This window comes from Synechococcus sp. PCC 6716 (assembly GCF_022570815.1).
GTDB classification, from domain to species: domain Bacteria; phylum Cyanobacteriota; class Cyanobacteriia; order Thermosynechococcales; family Thermosynechococcaceae; genus Thermosynechococcus; species Thermosynechococcus lividus.
The window spans coordinates 483745-502708 of the sequence record NZ_JAKLTU010000001.1; the positions used below are offsets into that span (position 1 = coordinate 483745).

General features: G+C 52.1%; 21 protein-coding genes. 19 read left to right on the top strand and 2 right to left on the bottom strand.

Annotated elements, in window-relative coordinates; genetic code table 11:
• Nucleotides 1-3: 3 nt before the first annotated feature.
• From rpsE to aguB, 16 genes are all read left to right on the top strand, one after another.
• A complete protein-coding gene (gene rpsE, locus L5220_RS02330) occupies nt 4-528 on the top strand; it encodes a 30S ribosomal protein S5 (RefSeq protein WP_099797586.1) in 525 nt (174 codons plus the stop codon).
• 13 nt (nt 529-541) lie between these two features.
• Nucleotides 542-1003, top strand: a complete 462-nt coding sequence (gene rplO / locus L5220_RS02335; RefSeq protein ID WP_499571320.1) for a 50S ribosomal protein L15 — start codon at nt 542-544, stop codon at nt 1001-1003.
• 12 nt (nt 1004-1015) lie between these two features.
• Entirely contained in the window at nt 1016-2326 is a 1311-nt protein-coding gene (gene secY, locus L5220_RS02340; RefSeq protein WP_099797584.1) for a preprotein translocase subunit SecY, read from the top strand.
• On the top strand, nt 2326-2913 hold the full coding sequence (locus tag L5220_RS02345; protein ID WP_448524854.1) for an adenylate kinase: 588 nt from the start codon (nt 2326-2328) through the stop codon (nt 2911-2913). The genes secY and L5220_RS02345 overlap by 1 nt, the downstream gene beginning before the upstream one ends.
• Entirely contained in the window at nt 2906-3130 is a 225-nt protein-coding gene (gene infA, locus L5220_RS02350; protein WP_011055956.1) for a translation initiation factor IF-1, read from the top strand. The genes L5220_RS02345 and infA overlap by 8 nt, the downstream gene beginning before the upstream one ends.
• A gap of 67 nt (nt 3131-3197) precedes the next feature.
• The gene (gene rpmJ, locus L5220_RS02355; RefSeq protein WP_099797582.1) at nt 3198-3311 is read left to right on the top strand and encodes a 50S ribosomal protein L36; all 114 of its coding nucleotides are present in this window, start codon (nt 3198-3200) and stop codon (nt 3309-3311) included.
• A 34-nt stretch (nt 3312-3345) separates the two neighbouring features.
• Nucleotides 3346-3726, top strand: a complete 381-nt coding sequence (gene rpsM, locus L5220_RS02360) for a 30S ribosomal protein S13 (protein WP_099797581.1) — start codon at nt 3346-3348, stop codon at nt 3724-3726.
• 47 nt (nt 3727-3773) lie between these two features.
• On the top strand, nt 3774-4166 hold the full coding sequence (gene rpsK / locus L5220_RS02365) for a 30S ribosomal protein S11 (RefSeq protein WP_099797580.1): 393 nt from the start codon (nt 3774-3776) through the stop codon (nt 4164-4166).
• 38 nt (nt 4167-4204) lie between these two features.
• Nucleotides 4205-5173 (top strand): DNA-directed RNA polymerase subunit alpha, encoded by a 969-nt coding sequence (locus L5220_RS02370; protein WP_499571323.1) that lies wholly within the window; start codon nt 4205-4207, stop codon nt 5171-5173.
• 28 nt (nt 5174-5201) lie between these two features.
• Nucleotides 5202-5552 (top strand): 50S ribosomal protein L17, encoded by a 351-nt coding sequence (rplQ, locus tag L5220_RS02375; RefSeq protein WP_448514482.1) that lies wholly within the window; start codon nt 5202-5204, stop codon nt 5550-5552.
• 8 nt (nt 5553-5560) lie between these two features.
• A complete protein-coding gene (gene truA, locus L5220_RS02380) occupies nt 5561-6409 on the top strand; it encodes a tRNA pseudouridine(38-40) synthase TruA (RefSeq protein ID WP_448524856.1) in 849 nt (282 codons plus the stop codon).
• A gap of 18 nt (nt 6410-6427) precedes the next feature.
• Nucleotides 6428-6886 (top strand): 50S ribosomal protein L13, encoded by a 459-nt coding sequence (rplM, locus tag L5220_RS02385; RefSeq protein ID WP_448524857.1) that lies wholly within the window; start codon nt 6428-6430, stop codon nt 6884-6886.
• 3 nt (nt 6887-6889) lie between these two features.
• Nucleotides 6890-7303, top strand: coding sequence for a 30S ribosomal protein S9 (rpsI, locus tag L5220_RS02390; protein ID WP_099797577.1), 414 nt, complete (start codon nt 6890-6892; stop codon nt 7301-7303).
• 47 nt (nt 7304-7350) lie between these two features.
• Nucleotides 7351-7644 carry a 50S ribosomal protein L31 gene (gene rpmE / locus L5220_RS02395; protein ID WP_499571326.1) on the top strand — a complete coding sequence of 98 codons (294 nt, stop codon included), beginning with the start codon at nt 7351-7353 and terminating at the stop codon, nt 7642-7644.
• Nucleotides 7645-8682 (top strand): agmatine deiminase family protein, encoded by a 1038-nt coding sequence (locus tag L5220_RS02400; RefSeq protein ID WP_499571328.1) that lies wholly within the window; start codon nt 7645-7647, stop codon nt 8680-8682.
• Nucleotides 8679-9536, top strand: a complete 858-nt coding sequence (aguB, locus tag L5220_RS02405) for an N-carbamoylputrescine amidase (RefSeq protein WP_499571330.1) — start codon at nt 8679-8681, stop codon at nt 9534-9536. Before L5220_RS02400 ends, aguB begins: the two co-directional genes overlap by 4 nt.
• On the opposite strand, the gene pyrR is transcribed toward aguB, so the two are convergent.
• Nucleotides 9533-10078, bottom strand: coding sequence for a bifunctional pyr operon transcriptional regulator/uracil phosphoribosyltransferase PyrR (pyrR, locus tag L5220_RS02410; protein WP_099797573.1), 546 nt, complete (start codon nt 10076-10078; stop codon nt 9533-9535). The genes aguB and pyrR overlap by 4 nt on opposite strands.
• A 231-nt stretch (nt 10079-10309) precedes the next feature.
• On the opposite strand from pyrR, the gene L5220_RS02415 reads away from it, so the two are divergent.
• The 3 genes from L5220_RS02415 (at nt 10310) to L5220_RS02425 (ending at nt 14185) form a co-directional block, all read left to right on the top strand.
• Nucleotides 10310-12733: a sucrose synthase gene (locus L5220_RS02415; RefSeq protein ID WP_448527455.1), complete on the top strand. Its 2424-nt coding sequence runs from the start codon at nt 10310-10312 to the stop codon at nt 12731-12733.
• 69 nt (nt 12734-12802) lie between these two features.
• On the top strand, nt 12803-13300 hold the full coding sequence (locus L5220_RS02420; protein WP_099797572.1) for an HNH endonuclease: 498 nt from the start codon (nt 12803-12805) through the stop codon (nt 13298-13300).
• 537 nt (nt 13301-13837) lie between these two features.
• On the top strand, nt 13838-14185 hold the full coding sequence (locus L5220_RS02425; RefSeq protein WP_499571332.1) for a DUF309 domain-containing protein: 348 nt from the start codon (nt 13838-13840) through the stop codon (nt 14183-14185).
• Nucleotides 14186-14195: 10 nt separating this feature from the next.
• On the opposite strand, the gene L5220_RS02430 is transcribed toward L5220_RS02425, so the two are convergent.
• Nucleotides 14196-18692 carry a CHAT domain-containing protein gene (locus tag L5220_RS02430; protein WP_499571334.1) on the bottom strand — a complete coding sequence of 1499 codons (4497 nt, stop codon included), beginning with the start codon at nt 18690-18692 and terminating at the stop codon, nt 14196-14198.
• Nucleotides 18693-18964 lie beyond the last annotated feature (272 nt).

An 18964-nucleotide genomic window follows, 5' to 3' on the forward strand; every position in this document is an offset into this window, starting at 1 on the left:
CCGATGGCAAATCGTCGTAAAAACCCCCGTAAAGTTGAAAAAGAAACCGACTGGCAAGAACGGGTCGTTCAGATCCGCCGTGTCTCTAAAGTCGTTAAAGGCGGCAAAAAACTAAGCTTCCGCGCCATTGTTATTGTCGGTAACGAACGCGGGCAAGTGGGTGTTGGGGTCGGCAAAGCTGCCGACGTCATTGGGGCTGTCCGTAAAGGCGTTGCTGATGGCAAAAAGCACCTTGTCGAAGTTCCCATTACTAAATCTAACTCCATTCCTCACCCTACGTTTGGTGAAGGCGGAGCCGCCCGCGTTATGATTCGTCCCGCCGCCCCCGGCACTGGAGTTATTGCCGGTGGATCGGTGCGCACCGTCTTGGAACTGGCTGGAGTGCGCAACGTGTTGGCCAAACAACTGGGCTCCAGTAACCCCCTTAACAATGCCCGGGCAGCCCTAGAAGCCCTCGCAGCGTTGCGCACCTTCCCGGAAGTGGCCGAAGAGCGGGAAATCCCTGTGGAAAATCTTTACAGCAAGTAGTTAGGAGTAGCCCATGCGTTTTCAGGATGCTCAACCCCAACCGGGATCGCGGCGACGGAAGCGGCGCATTGGCCGTGGCATCTCAGCCGGTCAAGGAGCCAGTGGTGGATTTGGAATGCGAGGGCAAAAATCCCGCTCCGGTCGTCCCACCCGCCCCGGGTTTGAAGGGGGGCAAAATCCCCTCTATCGGCGGCTACCCAAGCTCAAGCACTTTCCCATCGTCAACCGGAGGCTTTACACTACAATTAACGTTGCTCGTCTTAATACCCTACCTGCCAATAGTGTGGTTACCGTTGCGTCTCTGCTAGAGGCCGGGATTTTAACCACCGCAAAGTATCCCTTGAAAGTGCTGGGGAATGGTGAGCTGAGCGTCAAACTGGAGGTGCACGCCGCTGCCTTTAGCGGGAGTGCTCGTGCCAAAATCGAAGCAGCGGGTGGGGTATGTGTCGATGCCGTCGTTACTGACAGCGAATAGAGGAAGCGGATCATGATTGTGAATCGCGGCAAAGCCCCCACCGCCCAAGAAACCTTTATGCAGATGGCTCAAGCCTCTGGGTTGCGAGGGCGACTACTAATCACGCTTGGGCTACTAATTTTAGTGCGTCTAGGCATTTATTTGCCAATTCCGGGCATTGATCGCGCCGTCTTTGCTCAGAGTGTTGAAGACAATGCCGTTATTCGCTTTCTAGATATTTTCTCTGGTGGTGGGATATCTGCCCTCGGCATTTTTGCCCTTGGCATTTTGCCCTACATCAACGCTTCCATCATTATGCAATTGCTGACGGCAGCCTTACCCTCCCTCGAACGGCTACAAAAAGATGAAGGCGAAGCGGGGCGGCGCAAAATCTCGCAGATTACCCGCTACGTCTCCGTTGCGTGGGCTATCCTCCAAAGCCTTGGTATTGCTGTTTTTGTTAGTTCAATTCCCGGAGCAGCACTGCATCCGGGGCCGTTTTTTATTGCAGAAATTGTCATTGCCCTCACTGCTGGCTCCATGGTGGTGATGTGGATTTCGGAACTAATTACCGAGCGAGGGGTTGGCAATGGTGCCTCCCTCCTCATCTTTCTGAGTATTGTGGCGTACCTGCCGGGGTCAGTGGGTCAAACGATTGCCTTTGCTGAAAGTGGCGGCAATGTTGGCGGCATTGTGATTCTCGTTACGGTCTTTTTGGCCATGATTGTCGGCATTGTCTTTGTCCAAGAAGGCACCCGCCGCATTCCCATTGTTTCAGCGCGGCGACAGGTGGGGCGCAAACTTTACCGCGAGCAGACGAGCTACCTGCCGCTGCGGCTTAACCAAGGGGGAGTCATGCCCATTATTTTTGCCTCCGCCGTCCTCATTTTGCCCTCCACCCTAGCCCAGTTTACCCGCAACGAACTTATAGCTCAGATTGGTGCCTACATCTCCCCGGCAGGGCCAACACCGTGGGTTTACGTCATTGTCTATCTCCTGTTGATCCTGTTCTTTAGCTACTTCTACTCCTCCTTGGTGGTGAACCCCGTGGATATGTCCCAAAACCTGAAGAAGATGGGAGCAAGTATTCCTGGAATTCGTCCGGGGAAGGCCACCTCAGATTACCTAGAGCGCGTGCTGAATCGCTTGACCTTTCTGGGTGCCATTTTCCTAGGGTTAGTGGCAATTATTCCCACAGCAGTGGAAAGTGCCACTCGGGTCACCACCTTCCAAGGGCTAGGTGCCACCTCACTGCTGATTTTAGTGGGGGTAGCCATTGATACCTCGAAGCAAATTCAGACCTACGTCATTTCACAACGTTATGAGGGGATGGTGAAGCAGTAATGCGGTTAATTTTATTCGGTGGCCCCGGCTCTGGCAAAGGGACTCAAGCAGCGATTTTACTAGAGCACTTTGGTATTCCCCACATTTCTACGGGGGATATTCTGCGCTCCGAGCGAGCAGCAGGCACGCCCCTTGGGCAACAGGCTCAGGGCTACATGGATCGCGGCGAACTGGTTCCAGATCAAGTCATTGTGGACATGGTGGCCAATCGCCTCCAGCAAGCGGATACAGCAACCGGCTGGCTGCTGGATGGTTTCCCGCGCAACCCGTCCCAAGCAAAGATCTTTGAGTCCATGCTGACGGATATTGGCCAAACCTACGACTATTTGCTGTTTTTAGATGTGCCTGCCCACATCCTCCAAGAGCGCGCCCTGAACCGAGCGAAGCAAGCAGCTTCTGGTCAGCAGCGCTCCGATGATACACCGGAAACCATTCTCAAGCGGGTACAGGTCTATGAGCAAGAAACGCTACCTATGATTCAGCAGTACGTCAGCCATCCCAAGTTTGTTCATGTGGATGGTACTGGCACCATCGCGGAGGTCACTGCTGCGATTAAAGCTCGCCTTGGGGAGGTCAATTGTGTCTAAGCAAGATGCCATTGAAATTGAAGGTACGGTCACAGAGTCTTTGCCCAATGCCATGTTTCGTGTGGATTTGGACAATGGCTTTAATGTTCTTGCCCATATTTCCGGGAAAATTCGCCGCAATTACATCAAAATTCTGCCGGGCGATCGCGTCAAGGTCGAGCTCACTCCCTACGACCTGACCAAGGGACGGATCACCTATCGGCTGCGGAAGAAGTAGGCATTTGTTTGATTTACGACCTTTACCCTGCTAGAATATCAAATTTGCGACTAGATGAGCGACTAATATGAAAGTAAGAGCATCGGTACGGCGTATTTGCGAAAAATGCCGCATTATTCGGCGGCGCGGTCGGGTGATGGTGATTTGCACCAACCCCAAGCACAAGCAGCGCCAAGGGTAACCCGTTAGTTGTTTAACAGATAGGAACTAGATTCATGGCTCGTATTGCTGGTGTTGACTTGCCCCGGGACAAGCGTATTGAAATTGCCCTGACCTATATTTATGGGATTGGCTTGACCCGCTCAAAGGAAATTTTAGCGAAAACGGGGGTCAATCCTGATACCCGCACCCGCGATTTATCGGATGCTGATGTAGCGGCCTTGCGCTCCGCCATTGACGACTACCAAGTGGAGGGGGATTTACGCCGCCTTGAAGCCATGAACATCAAGCGGTTAATGGATATTGGCAGTTACCGTGGTCGGCGGCATCGCTTGGGGCTACCCGTACGGGGACAGCGGACGCGCACGAATGCCCGTACTCGCCGCGGTGGTCGTCGCACTGTCGCTGGCAAGAAGAAACCTGCTGCCAAAAAATAGTTGTTTCCGTCTCTGTAACCTGTTCGACCCTCATATTTGGATAGATTATGGCACCCTCTGCAAAACGGTCTGGCCCTCGTAAGCAAAAGCGCAATGTCCCCAGTGGCGTTGCCCACATTCAATCAACCTTCAACAATACAATCGTTTCTATTACCGATCCCGGCGGTGAAGTGATCGCTTGGGCCTCTGCTGGCTCCAGTGGCTTTAAGGGCGCAAAAAAAGGAACCCCCTTTGCGGCTCAAACCGCTGCCGATAGTGCGGCACGACGTGCCATTGATCAGGGTATGCGCCAAATTGAGGTCATGGTGAGTGGGCCCGGGTCGGGTCGGGAAACGGCTATTCGGGCACTGCAAGCGGCTGGGCTCGAAATTACCCTCATTCGAGATGTCACACCAATTCCCCACAATGGTTGTCGCCCTCCCAAACGGCGGCGAGTCTAAGGATGAGGTTTGGGTTTGGGTTATTTGGGAGCATGGCTATGGCATATCAAATTGAATGTTTAGAGACACGGATTGAAGAGGATCAAAGTCAGTATGGCCAGTTTGCGCTCCATCCTTTAGCGCCCGGTCAAGGGGTAACGGTGGGGAATGCACTGCGGCGGGTGCTGCTGTCTGATTTACCGGGAAGTGCTGTGACGGCGGTGCGTATTGCTGGTGTTAATCACGAATTCTCTACGATTCCCGGTGTGCGTGAGGATGTGATGGATATTTTGCTGCAAATGAAGCAGCTAGTGGTTCGCAGCCATACAACTGAGCCTCAGGTGGGTCGCATCTACGCCCAAGCCCCTGAGTCCGAGGCGTTAACGGTAACAGCGGCTTTGATTGAGTTGTCCTCCGATGTGGAGGTAGTCAACCCCAATCACTACATTGCGACGCTGATGCCAGGAGCAACTTTAGAGCTAGAGTTCAAAGTGGAGCGTGATAAGGGGTACCGTTCGGTGGAGCGGGTGCGCGACGATCGCATGGCGCTGGACTACTTGCAGCTAGATGCAGTATTTATGCCGGTGCGGCGCGTGAATTACAGTGTTGATTCGATGCGTACCAGTGGCACTGAGGGAGAGCGCCCCTTACAGGACTATCTGAAGCTTGAGATTTGGACCAATGGCAGCTTAACCCCTCAGGATGCCCTCAACCAAGCAGCGGGCATTTTGGTGGATCTCTTTAGTCCGTTGAAGGAAGTGCCCCTGCATGCCTCAGAGACAACGGCAACCGATGAATACGATGAAACGGGTCAAATTCAAATTGAGCAATTGAATCTTTCGGTGCGGGCGTACAATTGCTTGAAGCGTGCCCAAGTGAATACGGTTGCGGACTTATTGGAGTATTCCCAAGAAGATTTATTGGAAATCAAGAACTTTGGCCAAAAGTCTGCCGAAGAAGTGATTGAGGCGCTACAAAAGCACTTGGGTATTACGCTGCCCCCCCAAAAAGCGGTTCGCTCTAACTAACTAAAGTTATCAGGTTGAGGTTTTTGATATGCGTCATCAACGTCGTGTCCCCCAACTGGGGTTGCCTGCGGATCAGCGACGGGCACTCTTGCGCTCCCTCACGACAGAACTCATTCGCCATGGTCGCATCACGACCACGAAGGCACGGGCACAGGCTGTGCGCTCAGAGGCAGAACGAATGATTACCTTGGCAAAGGATGGGTCGCTGGCGGCGCGGCGGCGGGCATTGGGGTATCTCTACGATAAGCAACTGGTTCATGCGCTCTTTGCCCAGGCCACTGAGCGCTATGGCGATCGCAACGGTGGCTATACCCGCATTATTCGCAGCGTGCGGCGGCGGGGGGACAATGCTGAACTAGCGGTTATTGAACTCGTTTGAGCCTGAGGATGGCAGCGATGGCAACGACAGGGCAACAGCGCCTTGCACTGCTGATTCAGTACCAAGGGATGGCGTTCCACGGCTGGCAACGCCAAGTGGGGCAACGGACTGTACAAGAGGTTCTGGAGCAGGCGATCGCCCGTGTCGTGAATCATCCAGTGAGTGTAGTGGCGGCCGGGCGCACAGATGCTGGGGTACATGCGGCGGGTCAGGTTGCCCACGTCACGGTTAACTCGCCGATTCCTGCCCATCGCTGGCCAGCGGTCTTAAATGCGCGTTTGCCAATGGATGTTCTGATTCGAGCAGCGGCAGCCGTGCCTGAGCATTGGCATGCGCGTTTTTCGGCGCTTTGGCGGCGCTATCGTTATACCCTTTACACGGATCCTTGCCCCAACTTGTTTTTGCGGGGGTTAACGTGGCACTGCTACCAGTACCCCCTTGATACAGAGAGCATGCAGGCGGTGTTGATGCCGTTAGTCGGGCGGCATCACCTCAGTGCATTTCATCGTGCAGGGTCGAAGCGCCGCCATTCGTGGGTAGAGGTGCAGGAGGTGAGCTGTCAGCGCCGCGGTGCCTTAGTGGAAATTGAGGTGCAGGCCTCTGGGTTCCTCTACGGGATGATGCGGTTGCTGGTGGGTCTCTTGGTGCAGGTCGGCCAAGGGCGGCGATCGCCCGCCAGTTTTACGGAGATCTGGCAGCAAGAGCAACGCCATTTAGTGAAGTATGCAGCCCCAGCGGCGGGTCTGTGTCTGCTAGGCGTCGGCTACCCTGAGCCGCCCTTTCCCCGTGGGCTGTGCACCCATGCAATGCCACAGTTTCAGTTGGCCACCGCCTTGCCGCACTTGTCGATTGCTTAAGAATCTATGGAGTTTGTGATGACCAATACCCTGAAAACGCCGCTACCCACCGTGGAGTCCCTTGACCCCCAGTGGTACGTTATTGATGCAGCGGATCAGCGCCTGGGTCGCCTTGCGACGGCGATCGCCCGGATTCTCAGAGGCAAAAACAAAGCCATCTATACACCCCATATGGACACCGGTGATTTTGTCATTGTGATCAACGCCGAGAAAGTGGCGGTTACGGGCAAAAAACGCTCCCAAAAGCTCTACCGTCGCCATTCCGGTCGTCCGGGAGGCATGAAAATAGAGACCTTTGATCAGTTGCAAGCCCGCATCCCTGAGCGGATCATTGAGCACGCTGTCAAAGGAATGCTGCCGAAAAACTCCCTTGGGCGTAAATTGTTCACCAAGCTGAAAGTCTATGCTGGGGCGGAGCACCCTCACCAAGCCCAAAAACCTCAGTTCTTAACCATTACCACCATTCCGGGAGCTTAAGCCATGCAGATTGCTGATCAGTCGAAACGAGTTGTTTATCTGGGAACGGGTCGTCGTAAATCCGCCATTGCCCGAGTCCGATTGATACCCGGCAATGGCCAATTTATCGTTAATGGTCGGGACGGCGCTGATTACTTGCAGCATAACCCTACCTATTTAGGGCTGGTCAAAGCACCCCTCGAAACCCTTGGTCTTGAGAGTAGCTACGATATCTATGTGAATGCGAGTGGCGGTGGCTTAACCGGCCAAGCCGATGCTATCCGCTTGGGGGTGGCGCGGGCACTGTGTCAATTGGATCTCGAAAATCGTAAGCCCCTGAAAATTGAGGGGTATCTCACCCGTGATCCCCGCGCGAAGGAGCGGCGCAAGTACGGGTTACGCAAGGCACGGAAAGCGCCACAATACTCGAAGCGCTAGCATTATTTGGCTGTCATTGGTTGTTCTATCGTTTTTGCGAGGTTCCTATGCCCAAACCTAACATTCATCCGCAATGGTACCCTGAGGCCAAAGTTTATTGTGATGGTGAAGTGGTGATGACCGTTGGGTCAACGAAGCCAGAACTCCATGTGGACATTTGGTCGGGGAACCACCCCTTCTTTACCGGCACTCAGAAAATTCTGGATGCGGAGGGGCGGGTCGAGCGCTTCCGCCGTAAGTACAGTGGTAGCACCAAAGCTCAGCAAACTCCTAAGGGCAAGAAAGGACCTAACAAGGCTGCTGCTAAGGCCAATCCCTCTAAAGCAAGCAAAAAGAGGTAAATGGGCATCTCGCCGACCTCGTTTTTTCAGCCTGCGGAATGGCAGCCCCATCGTGCCTGTTGGTTAGCGTTTCCTAGCCACGAAGCATTGTGGGGAGATTTACTGCCGCAGGTGCGCGCTGAGTTTACAGCGTTGTGCCGGGCGATCGCCAACCCTGATCCTAGGACGGGTTACTGTTACGGTGAGCCACTGAACATCCTAGTTCTCGATGAAGCCGGAGAGCGTGAGGCACAGTCTTTCCTTGGTGCATTGCAGCCGCAGTTTCACCGCGTGCCCTTTGGCGATATTTGGTTACGGGATACAGCTCCTATTACCCTAGTGAATGAGCAGGGCGATCGCCAACTCCTGTGCTTACCCTTTAATGGCTGGGGCAAGAAGTACGAGCTAGCGGGCGATGCCGAGCTAGCCCCCCGCTTAGCTAGATTGATGGGGTTGCCCTACCGCACCCTATCCCTGACCTTAGAAGGGGGTGCCCTTGAGGTGGATGGCGAGGGAACCTGCCTGAGTACCCAGCAATGTTTACTCAACCCCAACCGCAATCCGGGTGTGACGGTTGCTGAGGTTGAGGCACACCTGCGGGATGCCCTCGGCGTGGAAAAAGTTCTCTGGATTGAATCGGGGCTTGCCAACGATCACACCGACGGCCATATCGATACCTTGGTACGCTTTGTGGCACCGGCAACAGTGGTGTGTATGCTGCCTTGGAGCCGCGAGGATCCGAACTACGACGTTCTCAGTGCGATTTATCAACAGTTACAGCAGCTTACGGATGCCCGGGGGCGATCGCTCACAATTATTCCCCTGCCCTCTCCGGGGATCGTAACCAGCACCCAAGGGGAGATTTTACCTGCCAGCTATGTGAATTTTTATATTGCCAATACCACCGTTGTGGTGCCTACCTACGGCACTGAGGCAGATGCCAAAGCCGTTGCCGCGATCGCAGATCTTTTTCCTAGCCGCACCACAATTGGCTTGAGTGCTCGTACCCTTTTAGAAGGGGGCGGTGCCTTCCATTGCATCACCCAGCAGGAGCTATGAAAACACTAACTGTTGCTGCCGTTCAAGCAAAACTAAGTGACGACCTAGATGCCAATATTGAGCACCTGAGTGAGCTAGTTCGGCAAGCCCACCGTCAGGGTGCACAGGTCATCGTCTTACCCGAACTCTTCGAAGGCCATTATTTTTGTAAGGAAGAGCGGGATATCTACTTTGAACGGGCGCATCCCCTCAGGAATCACCCCACCATCGCCCACTTTGAAGCCTTGGCACGAGAACTGGCGGTTGTAATTCCGGTGTCTTTCTTTGAGAAAGCCGGCACCGTCTATTACAACAGTGTGGCCATGATTGACGCCAATGGCACTACCTTGGGAGTGTATCGCAAAAGTCACATTCCCGACGGCCCTGGCTACGAAGAAAAATTTTATTTCCGCCCTGGGAACACCGGCTTTCGGGTGTGGCGCACCCGCTACGGCAAGGTAGGGGTTGGGATCTGCTGGGATCAGTGGTTTCCTGAGGCGGCCCGAGCGATGACCTTGATGGGGGCAGAGGTTCTGCTGTMCCCCACCGCCATTGGGAGTGAGCCCCACGATCCCACCTTGGATACAAAAGACCCATGGCAGCGGGTGATGGTGGGTCATGCGGTGGCCAATGTGATTCCCATTGTGGCCGCCAATCGTGTTGGGGACGAAGACGGTCACGTCTTCTACGGCAGTTCGTTTATTGCCGATCCGCGTGGTGATCTAGTAGAAGTCGCCGATCGCTCCAATGAGGCGGTTCTAGTACACGCATTTGATCTGGCTGCTATTGAGCGGCTCCGCGCCGCCTACGGCTTCTTTCGCGATCGCCGACCGGGGCTGTACAAGGTCTTACTAACGGCTGATGGCCTCGCCTAGACGGCAGGCTTCCACAACTCGACCCCGTCTCGCCCATCCGTCTGCTGCAACAGCACCTTGACCACTTCATCGCGGGCAGTGGGTAAAACTTTACCGGTGAAATCTGGATGAATTGGCAATTCGCGGTGCCCCCGATCAATGAGGACTAATAGCCAAATGGCCTTGGGTCGCCCATAGTCATGGACAGCATTAAGGGCAGAGCGCACGGTACGGCCACTAAAAATCACATCATCCACCAGTAGCACAATGCGCCCACTCAAATCTACCGGAATGGTGGTTTGCTGAGGCGTACGCGGGCCAATACGGTCAAGATCATCGCGGTAAAAGGTAATATCGAGCGCCCCCACCGGCACAGACAGCCCCTCGAGGGACTCAATTTGTTGAGCCAATAATTGTGCGAGGGGAATCCCGCGGGTGTGGATCCCCAGCAGGACGATCGCCCCTAGGTTCTCCCGTGCCTTCTCAACCACTTGGGAGGCCAACCGGGTCACTGTGCGCCGCAGGTCTTCGGCACTGAGAATGTCCACTACTTCAGCAGGCATGGCGCTATTGCAGGCATAGCGCTATTGTAGTGCTTAATCCGCTGAGCCATGACTCAGCGTCATCCGCTGCTGAGGTTGAAGAACAAGCTTGAGGGCGGCTTCTCTTGGCGTATTTTTGAGCCTGTGATGAGTCGAATGATGCAACCTAAGGCAGTTTTAGCATCAGGAGAAACGTGCTTTACTCCAGCCCCGTCTAGAGTTTAAGGTGTTGTTGTGATCTAGGTTTTTTCGATGACATCCCTACTCCTCAAATCAGTGGTCGAAAGCGACGAACGCAGTGACCTGCGTCAGTTTGTCCGTATTTTGCAGCTTGGCGAGAAACGCTATTTGCTGCGCAACGAAATTTTAGCGGCCTTTGATGAGTACTGCCGTGAACAGGGCAAACCTAACACTCCTATGACTCAGTCGCGCTTAGGTAAGCTCATCTTCTTTACCCAAGAAATTATTGTTGATAATGAAAGCCTATGCTGGATTATTCGTCCTCGGATTGCCCAACAGGAGGTGTATCGACTCCTTGAAGACTTAACCATTGTGCCAATGTCGGTACCAGAGCTACTGGACTTGCGCGATCGCTTTGTGAATCGCTACCATCCTAACGAAGGGGATGTGTTTGAAATTGATGTTCAGCCCTTCTACGACTATTCCCCCACGATTCGCGACTCCAAAAATATTGGCAAAGGCGTGGCCTTCCTCAATCGCTATCTGTCTAGTAAGCTATTCCAAGATCCACGCCAATGGCAGCAAAACCTCTTTAACTTCCTACAAGTTCACCGCTACAACGGCTGTCAACTGTTGATCAACGAGCGGATACGCTCACCACAGCATCTTTCAGAACAGGTGAAGCAAGCCATTATTCACCTCGGCGATCGCCCAGCGGCTGAACCCTACAACGAATTCCGCTTTGACCTGCAAACCCTCGGCTTTGAACCGGGGTGGGGGAACACCGCCGCGCGAGTACGCGACACCCTTGAAATTTTGGATCAACTGCTGGACTCTCCCGATCACCAAGTTCTCGAAGCCTTTGTATCGCGGATTCCGATGATCTTTCGGATTGCCTTGATTTCGCCCCACGGTTGGTTTGGCCAAGAGGGGGTGCTGGGGCGACCCGACACTGGCGGCCAAGTTGTCTATATCCTTGATCAGGTGAAAAGCCTTGAAAAACAAATCCGTGAAGATCTGGAGCTGGCGGGGCTAGATGTTCTTGATGTCCACCCGAAAATTATTGTCCTCACTCGCCTGATTCCCAATGCTGAGGGAACCCTTTGCAACCAGCGCCTCGAAAAAATTTACGGTACCACTGATGCATGGATTTTGCGGGTGCCCTTCCGAGAGTTTAACCCCGCGGTGACCCAAAACTGGATATCCCGTTTTGAAATTTGGCCGTACCTTGAAACCTTCGCCATTGATGCCGAACGCGAACTACGGGCTGAGTTTGGCCATGTGCCAGATCTCATTATTGGCAACTATTCCGATGGCAATTTGGTGGCATTTTTACTGGCGCGCCGCCTCAAGGTCACCCAGTGCAATATTGCCCATGCCCTTGAAAAATCCAAGTATCTTTTTAGTAACCTCTACTGGCAAGATCTGGAGGATAAATACCACTTTTCCCTGCAGTTTACGGCGGATTTAATTGCCATGAATGCTGCCAATTTTATTATCAGCAGCACCTACCAAGAAATTGTTGGCACTCCCGACAGCATTGGCCAGTACGAGTCCTACCAATCCTTCACGATGCCGGACTTGTACCATGTCGTCAATGGCATTGAACTGTTTAGCCCCAAGTTTAATGTGGTGCCCCCCGGCGTCAATGAGCAAGTGTACTTCCCCTACTATCAACAGGGAGACCGCCTCGAGGGCGATCGCCAACGGTTAGAGGAATTACTCTTTACCCTAGATGACCCCCAGCAGGTCTATGGCCACCTCAGTCACCCGGAAAAACGCCCTCTGTTTTCAATGGCTCGCTTAGACCGCATTAAAAACCTCACCGGCCTAGCAGAAGCCTTTGGCCGCAGTAAAGCTCTGCAAGAGCACTGTAATCTCATTCTGGTGGCTGGCAAACTCCGCACCGAAGAGTCTAGCGATCGCGAAGAAATCAGTGAAATTGAAAAGCTCTATCAAATCATTCACCAGTACGATCTCCACGATAAAATTCGCTGGTTAGGGGTGCGCTTGCCCAAAGCCGACTCCGGCGAAGTTTATCGCATTATTGCCGACCATCAAGGGGTATTTGTGCAGCCCGCGCTCTTTGAAGCCTTTGGTCTGACGATCTTAGAAGCCATGATCACTGGCCTGCCTACCTTTGGTACGCGGTTTGGTGGCCCGTTGGAAATTATTCAAGACGGTATCAACGGCTTTTACATTAACCCCACCCACCTTGAAGAAATGGCGGACACAATAGTTGCCTTTTTAGAGCGGTGCGATCGCGATCCCAACTACTGGCACAGCATTTCTAAAGCAGGGATAGAGAGGGTCTATAGCACTTACACGTGGAAAATTCACTGTACCCGCTTACTGTCCCTCGCAAAAATCTACGGATTCTGGAACTTCTCCTCTCAAGAAAATCGTGAAGATATGATGCGCTACATGGAATCGCTGTTTTATCTGCTCTATAAACCCCGTGCCCAAGCACTTCTTGCTGAGCATATGAATCGCTAAAGCTGATTGGGTTAAAATCGCAGCAGCAAAATATGCTATCATCGGTAGGGATGCCGTGTGTCAACGAGTATGGCAAAGGTTCTGGTACTCAATGCCTCCTACGAACCACTCAATATTACGAGTTGGCAGCGGGCCGTTGTTCTTTTAATTAAGGGCAAAGCAGAGCAAATTGAGCACAACGGGAAGCTGGTCTATAACAACTTTCCATTGCCCACAGTCATTCGCCTGCGGCACTACGTGGTCACCCCCTATAAAGAAATTCCGCTGACTCGCCGCAATATCCTGCACCGTGATAATCATTCGTGTCAATACTGTGGTTATACAGGTGACGAACTCACTCTGGATCATGTGGTGCCAAAGTCCCGTGGAGGTGGTGAGAGTTGGGAAAATATTGTGACTGCCTGCGTGCGCTGCAATGTCAAAAAGGGTAACCGAACCCCCAAAGAAGCCAGTATGCCCCTGCGGCAAACGCCCCGCCGCCCCATTAGCAGTTTGTACTTTGAAGTCACCAAGCACGTACGTACAGGGACGCACCAAGAGTGGCGTAAATACGTTATCGGTATATAAATTTAAAGCGCAAGAGCCGGGCTTCTCCATCGGCAATCAGGTAATCAAATTCTTCAGTGCCACTGGCTTCGGCAAATTCCACATTGTAGGCCAATTTGACGAGGGAGCCTTCGGGGAGAGCTTCTACCGTCCATGAGGTTTGGTTGATCTCTTCAACAGACCCTAAGCCCTCTTGGACAGTCGCTAAAATGTTCGTTAGTTCCTCAGGGCTCGTAGTTTCCTAGAAGCGTGGATCCGCTGCCTCAAAAATCTCTGTAAACTCACCGGTATTATACTGCTCGTTGAACGCTGTGACCGCAGCTTCGGCAATCGTTTTATCCTTTGTAAAGGAGCAAGCACTCGTGAAACAAACGATCGCCAGTCATGTTTTTGTAAAAAATCATTGAGAGTTCTCCAAGGACTCCGCTTGCAAGCGCGGGGAAGGTGTTAATGTTCAGCTCCAAAGTGATTGTATGTCCTAGGTGTAGCGAATACGCATGGGGTGTTATCTGCTATTTACTTAGCTGTGAGCGTGTTCATCGATCTTCAGGATAACCGATGCATTTATCTGACCCCCTACAGCAAGCGATCGCCCAATTCAACAGCGGCCAATACTATGCGTGCCACGACACCCTCGAAGTGCTGTGGTTAGAGGCTACCGAACCCGATCGCACCTTTTATCAAGGTCTGTTGCAGATTGCTGTTGCCTGTTACCATGCTAGCCGCAGTAACTCCCGGGGGGCAATTTTACTTCTAGGGGAAGGAACCCGCCGCCTGCAACAGTGCGACCCCACCCATTATGGCCTTGACTTAGACGCATTGATAGCTGCCGCCATGACCTTACAGGCCCAGCTTCACGCCCAAGCACCGCCCTCCATAGTGCTGCACATTGACCGATTGAATTAGCTAGGACAAGCTACCACGGGCTGCCAATCATCGTAAACGCAGACCAATAGTAGGGATGTCTGAGGAGGCGATCGCCCCCGCCACGAGCCACGTCTGGCGGCAGCGGAATTGATCCCCGTGGGGTTTGCAGTTGATTGCCCTTGACTTGAACGTCCCCCCGCAGCATCGCTAACTGCGCCTGCCGCAACGCTTCAGCCTTAATTGGTGCCGTATTTAACTGATGATAAAACTCAGTCATCAAGGCCAAGGTTCCCTCATCACTGACGTACCACAAACTGGCCAGCACCGACTTAATCCCTGACTGCACCGCCAAACCAGCAAAGCCTAACTCTGCCCCCAAATCCCCAGCGGCAGTTCGACACGCACTCAAGGTCAACAGTTCAGTATCCGGGCGGTAGAGCTGCAAATTGCGCAGCTGCAACAGATTCAAGCGGCTATCCCTAAACGCAATATAGGAATTTTCTGGAGACCCCGGCTGGAACTCGCCGTGGGTGGCCAAATGGATCACCTGATAAGCTCCACTCCGCCGTTGGGCCTGAAGATTAGAAATGGTGAACGCCTCATTCAAAAACTCTTTCCCACCCCCCAAATCGTCTGTGATCTGAGCCAATTCAATCGGTACCGCCGGTAATGGCGACTGATCCACAAACTCCGAGGCTCCCATAGCCAAAATGCGCCCCTGCTGAACATTGCGGTAGCGGGTATCCATTAAGCTCATACTGGGTACTAGCCCAACGCTAAAGCGCTCTACCAAAAAGCCTTGACCATCGTGCAGTGCCACCATTGGAATCCCTCGCATCCCACCAGCCGGCACAAAGACCAGCGTTTCTATCCCTTGAGCCTCCAGTTGCGGACGCAGCGGCGCGATCAACCATTGATAAAGCTGTTGCGATGCTGGCAAGTAGGTACGGGTATTGACGAGCCGCGGATCCCGCACATTGTTCATGAACTCCTCAACAGCTTTGAGAACTTGGAGTTGCCCCACCCCCTTCACGGCTTGATAAATTGGCTCACCCTCAGGAGTCACCATCAAGAGATCCGTTTGTTCAGGACGGTTGAGCATGTAAATGACCGCAGGTTTCTTGCCCGTTTGCTTGGCAATTTCGTTGAGGATGGCCTGAATTTGCGCCAGCGATAGCTCATCCGCATCACAGCTGCGCCCAAAATAGCTGCTGACCTCTTGGCACCCCATCTGATCGAGCAAAATTAGGGCATTTTCTAAGTCATTATTCTCTAGAGCAAGGGCAATCTCTTGTGGAAACAGGACTGGTGGAAGCTCAGAAGGGGGCTGCAACGGCGGAATTATTGCCGGTGGTGGAGGTTGCAATACATTGTTAGCCGCCTGAGTACACTCACTGTTACTGTACTGCAACTGCGAGCAAGGATTAGAGACCAGATTAGGGCCTAAATTCTGGAAGCGAATATTGCCACGCTCAACCGTTCCCGAAAGAATCGTTGGATTGCCATTCGCTAGGGGGGCAATCACTGAATTGGGGGTCACCAGCGCACCAAGCGTACCATTGACCGCTGGATTACCAACCAAGAAAAAGGTATCACTATTAATAAAAATATTAATGGCATTGCCATAGATGCTGGTGAGAATGCCGTCAACAGTAAAGGCTCCCGTTAGTCGCAACGAATTACCTGCAAAAATATCGACGTTTCCAGTGCCAGCATTAATAAAACTCAATAATAGATTGATCCCAGAAAGATTGACATTACCGCCACTGCCAGCACTGATAAGGGAGCCTGACGTAATGTTGCCGTTGCTAGCAGCAATCGAGATATTACCGCCCCGCGTAAAAATGTCACCAGTGTCAATACTGCCGTTGGCCGAGGCAAGATTAACGACCCCTGCGTTTGTGGTGAGGTTGGCTGTGTTAATGGTGCCCGCAGCATTCAGAAAGATCCCAGTCCCCAGAGCGCTTGTCAGCAAACTGCCAGCCGTGATGGCTTGGCCAGTGATGACGATATTGCCACCAGTTGTAGAAATATTCCCCACATTGATACTGCCTTGCCCAACAGGTAATTGACCAAGGTTAGCAAGGTTCAAATTACCGCTCTGAAAACTCTGAAACGTCTGTGGCGTAGTGGAGAGGAGTGTGATTCCAGCATTGTCAATGCCTGTAATGGAGTTACCGTTAGTGTTGATAGAACCAAAGCTCGCAATAATCAAGGGATCTTGGGCAGTCAGATGACTAGTGATGGAAACACCAGAGGGGCCACTCAGAATAATTGCGCTGAAGCCGTTCGCAAAAGGCGCTAGGTCTGACTGACTAAAGGTACCCGTATTTTTACCAAGCACGAAAATCCCTGATCCGGACACACTGCCTGCGCCACCGTTAAAGTTAATTTGATTGCTGGTTAGTGAGAACGTACTACTTGCAGTATTCAGAGTTGCATTAAAGATCAATTGATTGCCATTAATTGTTAATGGGTTGCTGGGTGTGGCATCATTAATGGTGACTGGGTTGTTAAATACTTGATTACCAGTAGTATCAATATTTCCACGAATTTGAGTTGTCCCTGTTAAACTAGTTGTAATGCTACCAACATTAATATTGCCCCCCAAAACAGTAGCTCCTGTGGAGTTAAAACTCAAGTCCTGATTGCCATTAATCGTTCCGTTAATATTGATGCTAGAGCCAGAAAAAGATGTTCCCCCCAGTAGATTAGTATTGCCATTGATAGTAATATTGCCTAAACCGGCTGCCAGCAACCCACCGAGGGACACTGTCCCACTTGTGCTAGCAATAGTGATGTTGCCAATTCCTGTGTTTGCGACAGTTGTAATATTACCGTTGGCGGGCAAGGTAATGTTGCCTGTTGCACTGAGGTTGATGTTCGTTCCATTGGTTTGTATGGATGCGTTTGCTTGAATACTTGCAGCACTAATATTAATCGGATTATTTTGGGAAAACTGATTTTGAATCACCCCTTGTGCTTGTAAATTAAGATCACCTTGAAGTGAAATTGGCTCGCGAATAATAATATTATTGTTTGCGTTTAGGGTTAAAGAGTTTGGTGAATTACTAATGATTGGAGCAAGTACGAAAATATTGCCAGCAGCATTTGCACTACTGGCAGTTGTCACAATAACATTTGATAAATTTAAGGCTGCCAGTAATGTATTGATATTGAGATCAGAAGATGGTAGCGGACTTACAGCACTAAATGGCGATGAAGATGTGATGTTATTATCTAGTGAATTAGAGATATAAATATCTGTCGGATCGAGTAAAAGGGTTCCTGTTGCGCCGTTAACCGCAGTGGTATTCACGATCCCCTGAAAGTCAAGGTATTGCTTGCCAGATACTTCGACAAAGCCACCATCGCCACCAAAGGTACCGCCGCGCGCTGTAATCTGCCCCTTGAAGCGGGTGCTATTGTCTGCCCAGTTAATGACAGTGCCGCCATTGCCATTGCTAAGGGCATCGGCATTTAGGGTGCTGGTGGCATTTACAAACAGGTTCTGGGCATTAAAGCTACTATCAAGGCGATTGGTTTCAGTTGTGCCCCCAAGGTAGTCGCCGCCCACTAAAATTGTCCCGCCGCCAGTTGCGCCAGCCGCAGTCAGTTGGGCGCTGATCAAGCCAATGTTGCTACCCAAACCTGCAATGGTAATCTGTCCTCCTTGGGCGGCTGGGCTAGCAACATCAAGGGTGCCACCCACGACAGCGGTATTGGTTGTCATGGGTAACTTCGTGGCATCGTGAACTAAGCTGATGCTGCCATCGGCATTTTGAATCACACTGTTCACGGCTGGATAGCCATTGCCCCCAGCAAGGAGGGTCGGTAGATCTATCGCTTGGATAACCCCATCGGCGGGCAGCCTCTCTTKGGGAATTTCTAAGCTCAGGAGCATCCCCTCTTGCGAAACCCGCACAAGTCCTGATTCGGGCACGGCAATGATGTTAATGGTACCGCCCGGAGCGGAAAGGGTGCCGGTGTTGATGACCTGATGCGCCATCAGGCTCAGGGTGTGTCCCGCGTTGACGCTAAGATGCCCTTCGTTGATGATGATCCCCTTGTTGGCAAATTCAAAGCCGGTTGGGTTACCAACTAGGTTTGTGTAGGTGTTGGTGCCGTTAAGGTCAAAGAAACCCCCAGCAAAGTGTACCCGCGATGCGGTGGAGGCATGGAAGGCAGCAGGGAGGTTAAGGCGTGCCTGTGGCCCAAAGACAATGCCAGCGGGGTTTAATAAGTAAAGGTTGCTATTGCCCCCACTCACTTGAATGAGGCCGTTGATGTAACTAGCATGACCACCATTCACCCCAGCCAAAATGTTGCGAATTTGGGGACTGGAGAGGAAATTTGCCGTTTGTCCACTGTGGAGGCCAAACTCCCGAAACAGGTGAAAGAGGTTTTTGCCATCCCCTGAGAGGGTTCCCCCACCAATGTTGAACTGATGATTGATGACATCGACGGTTGTCCCAGTTGCATTCGTTGCTGGAGTAATTTGAGCATTGGCCCAAGGCGATAGTAAGACCAAGCTTATGAGCCCCATGCAACTTTGAGTGCACAGGGCTTTGACGAAGTTCTTATTCATCGGCTTACAAAAAGTTATATTATAGTTTTTTGCCAAGGCAAGTGAAGCCTTACTTTAGCAGGGGGCCGAGGTGCACCCTACTGAGAAATATATAATATAATCTCTAGCGAGAACGCACTGGCGTTGATACCACAAATACAATATCTGGTGTTGCTGAGTGTGGCTATGAATTGCCCTCATCTCCAACCCTTCTCCTTGGGGAGAAGGGAGCTAAGAGTCCTGTTGCCTCT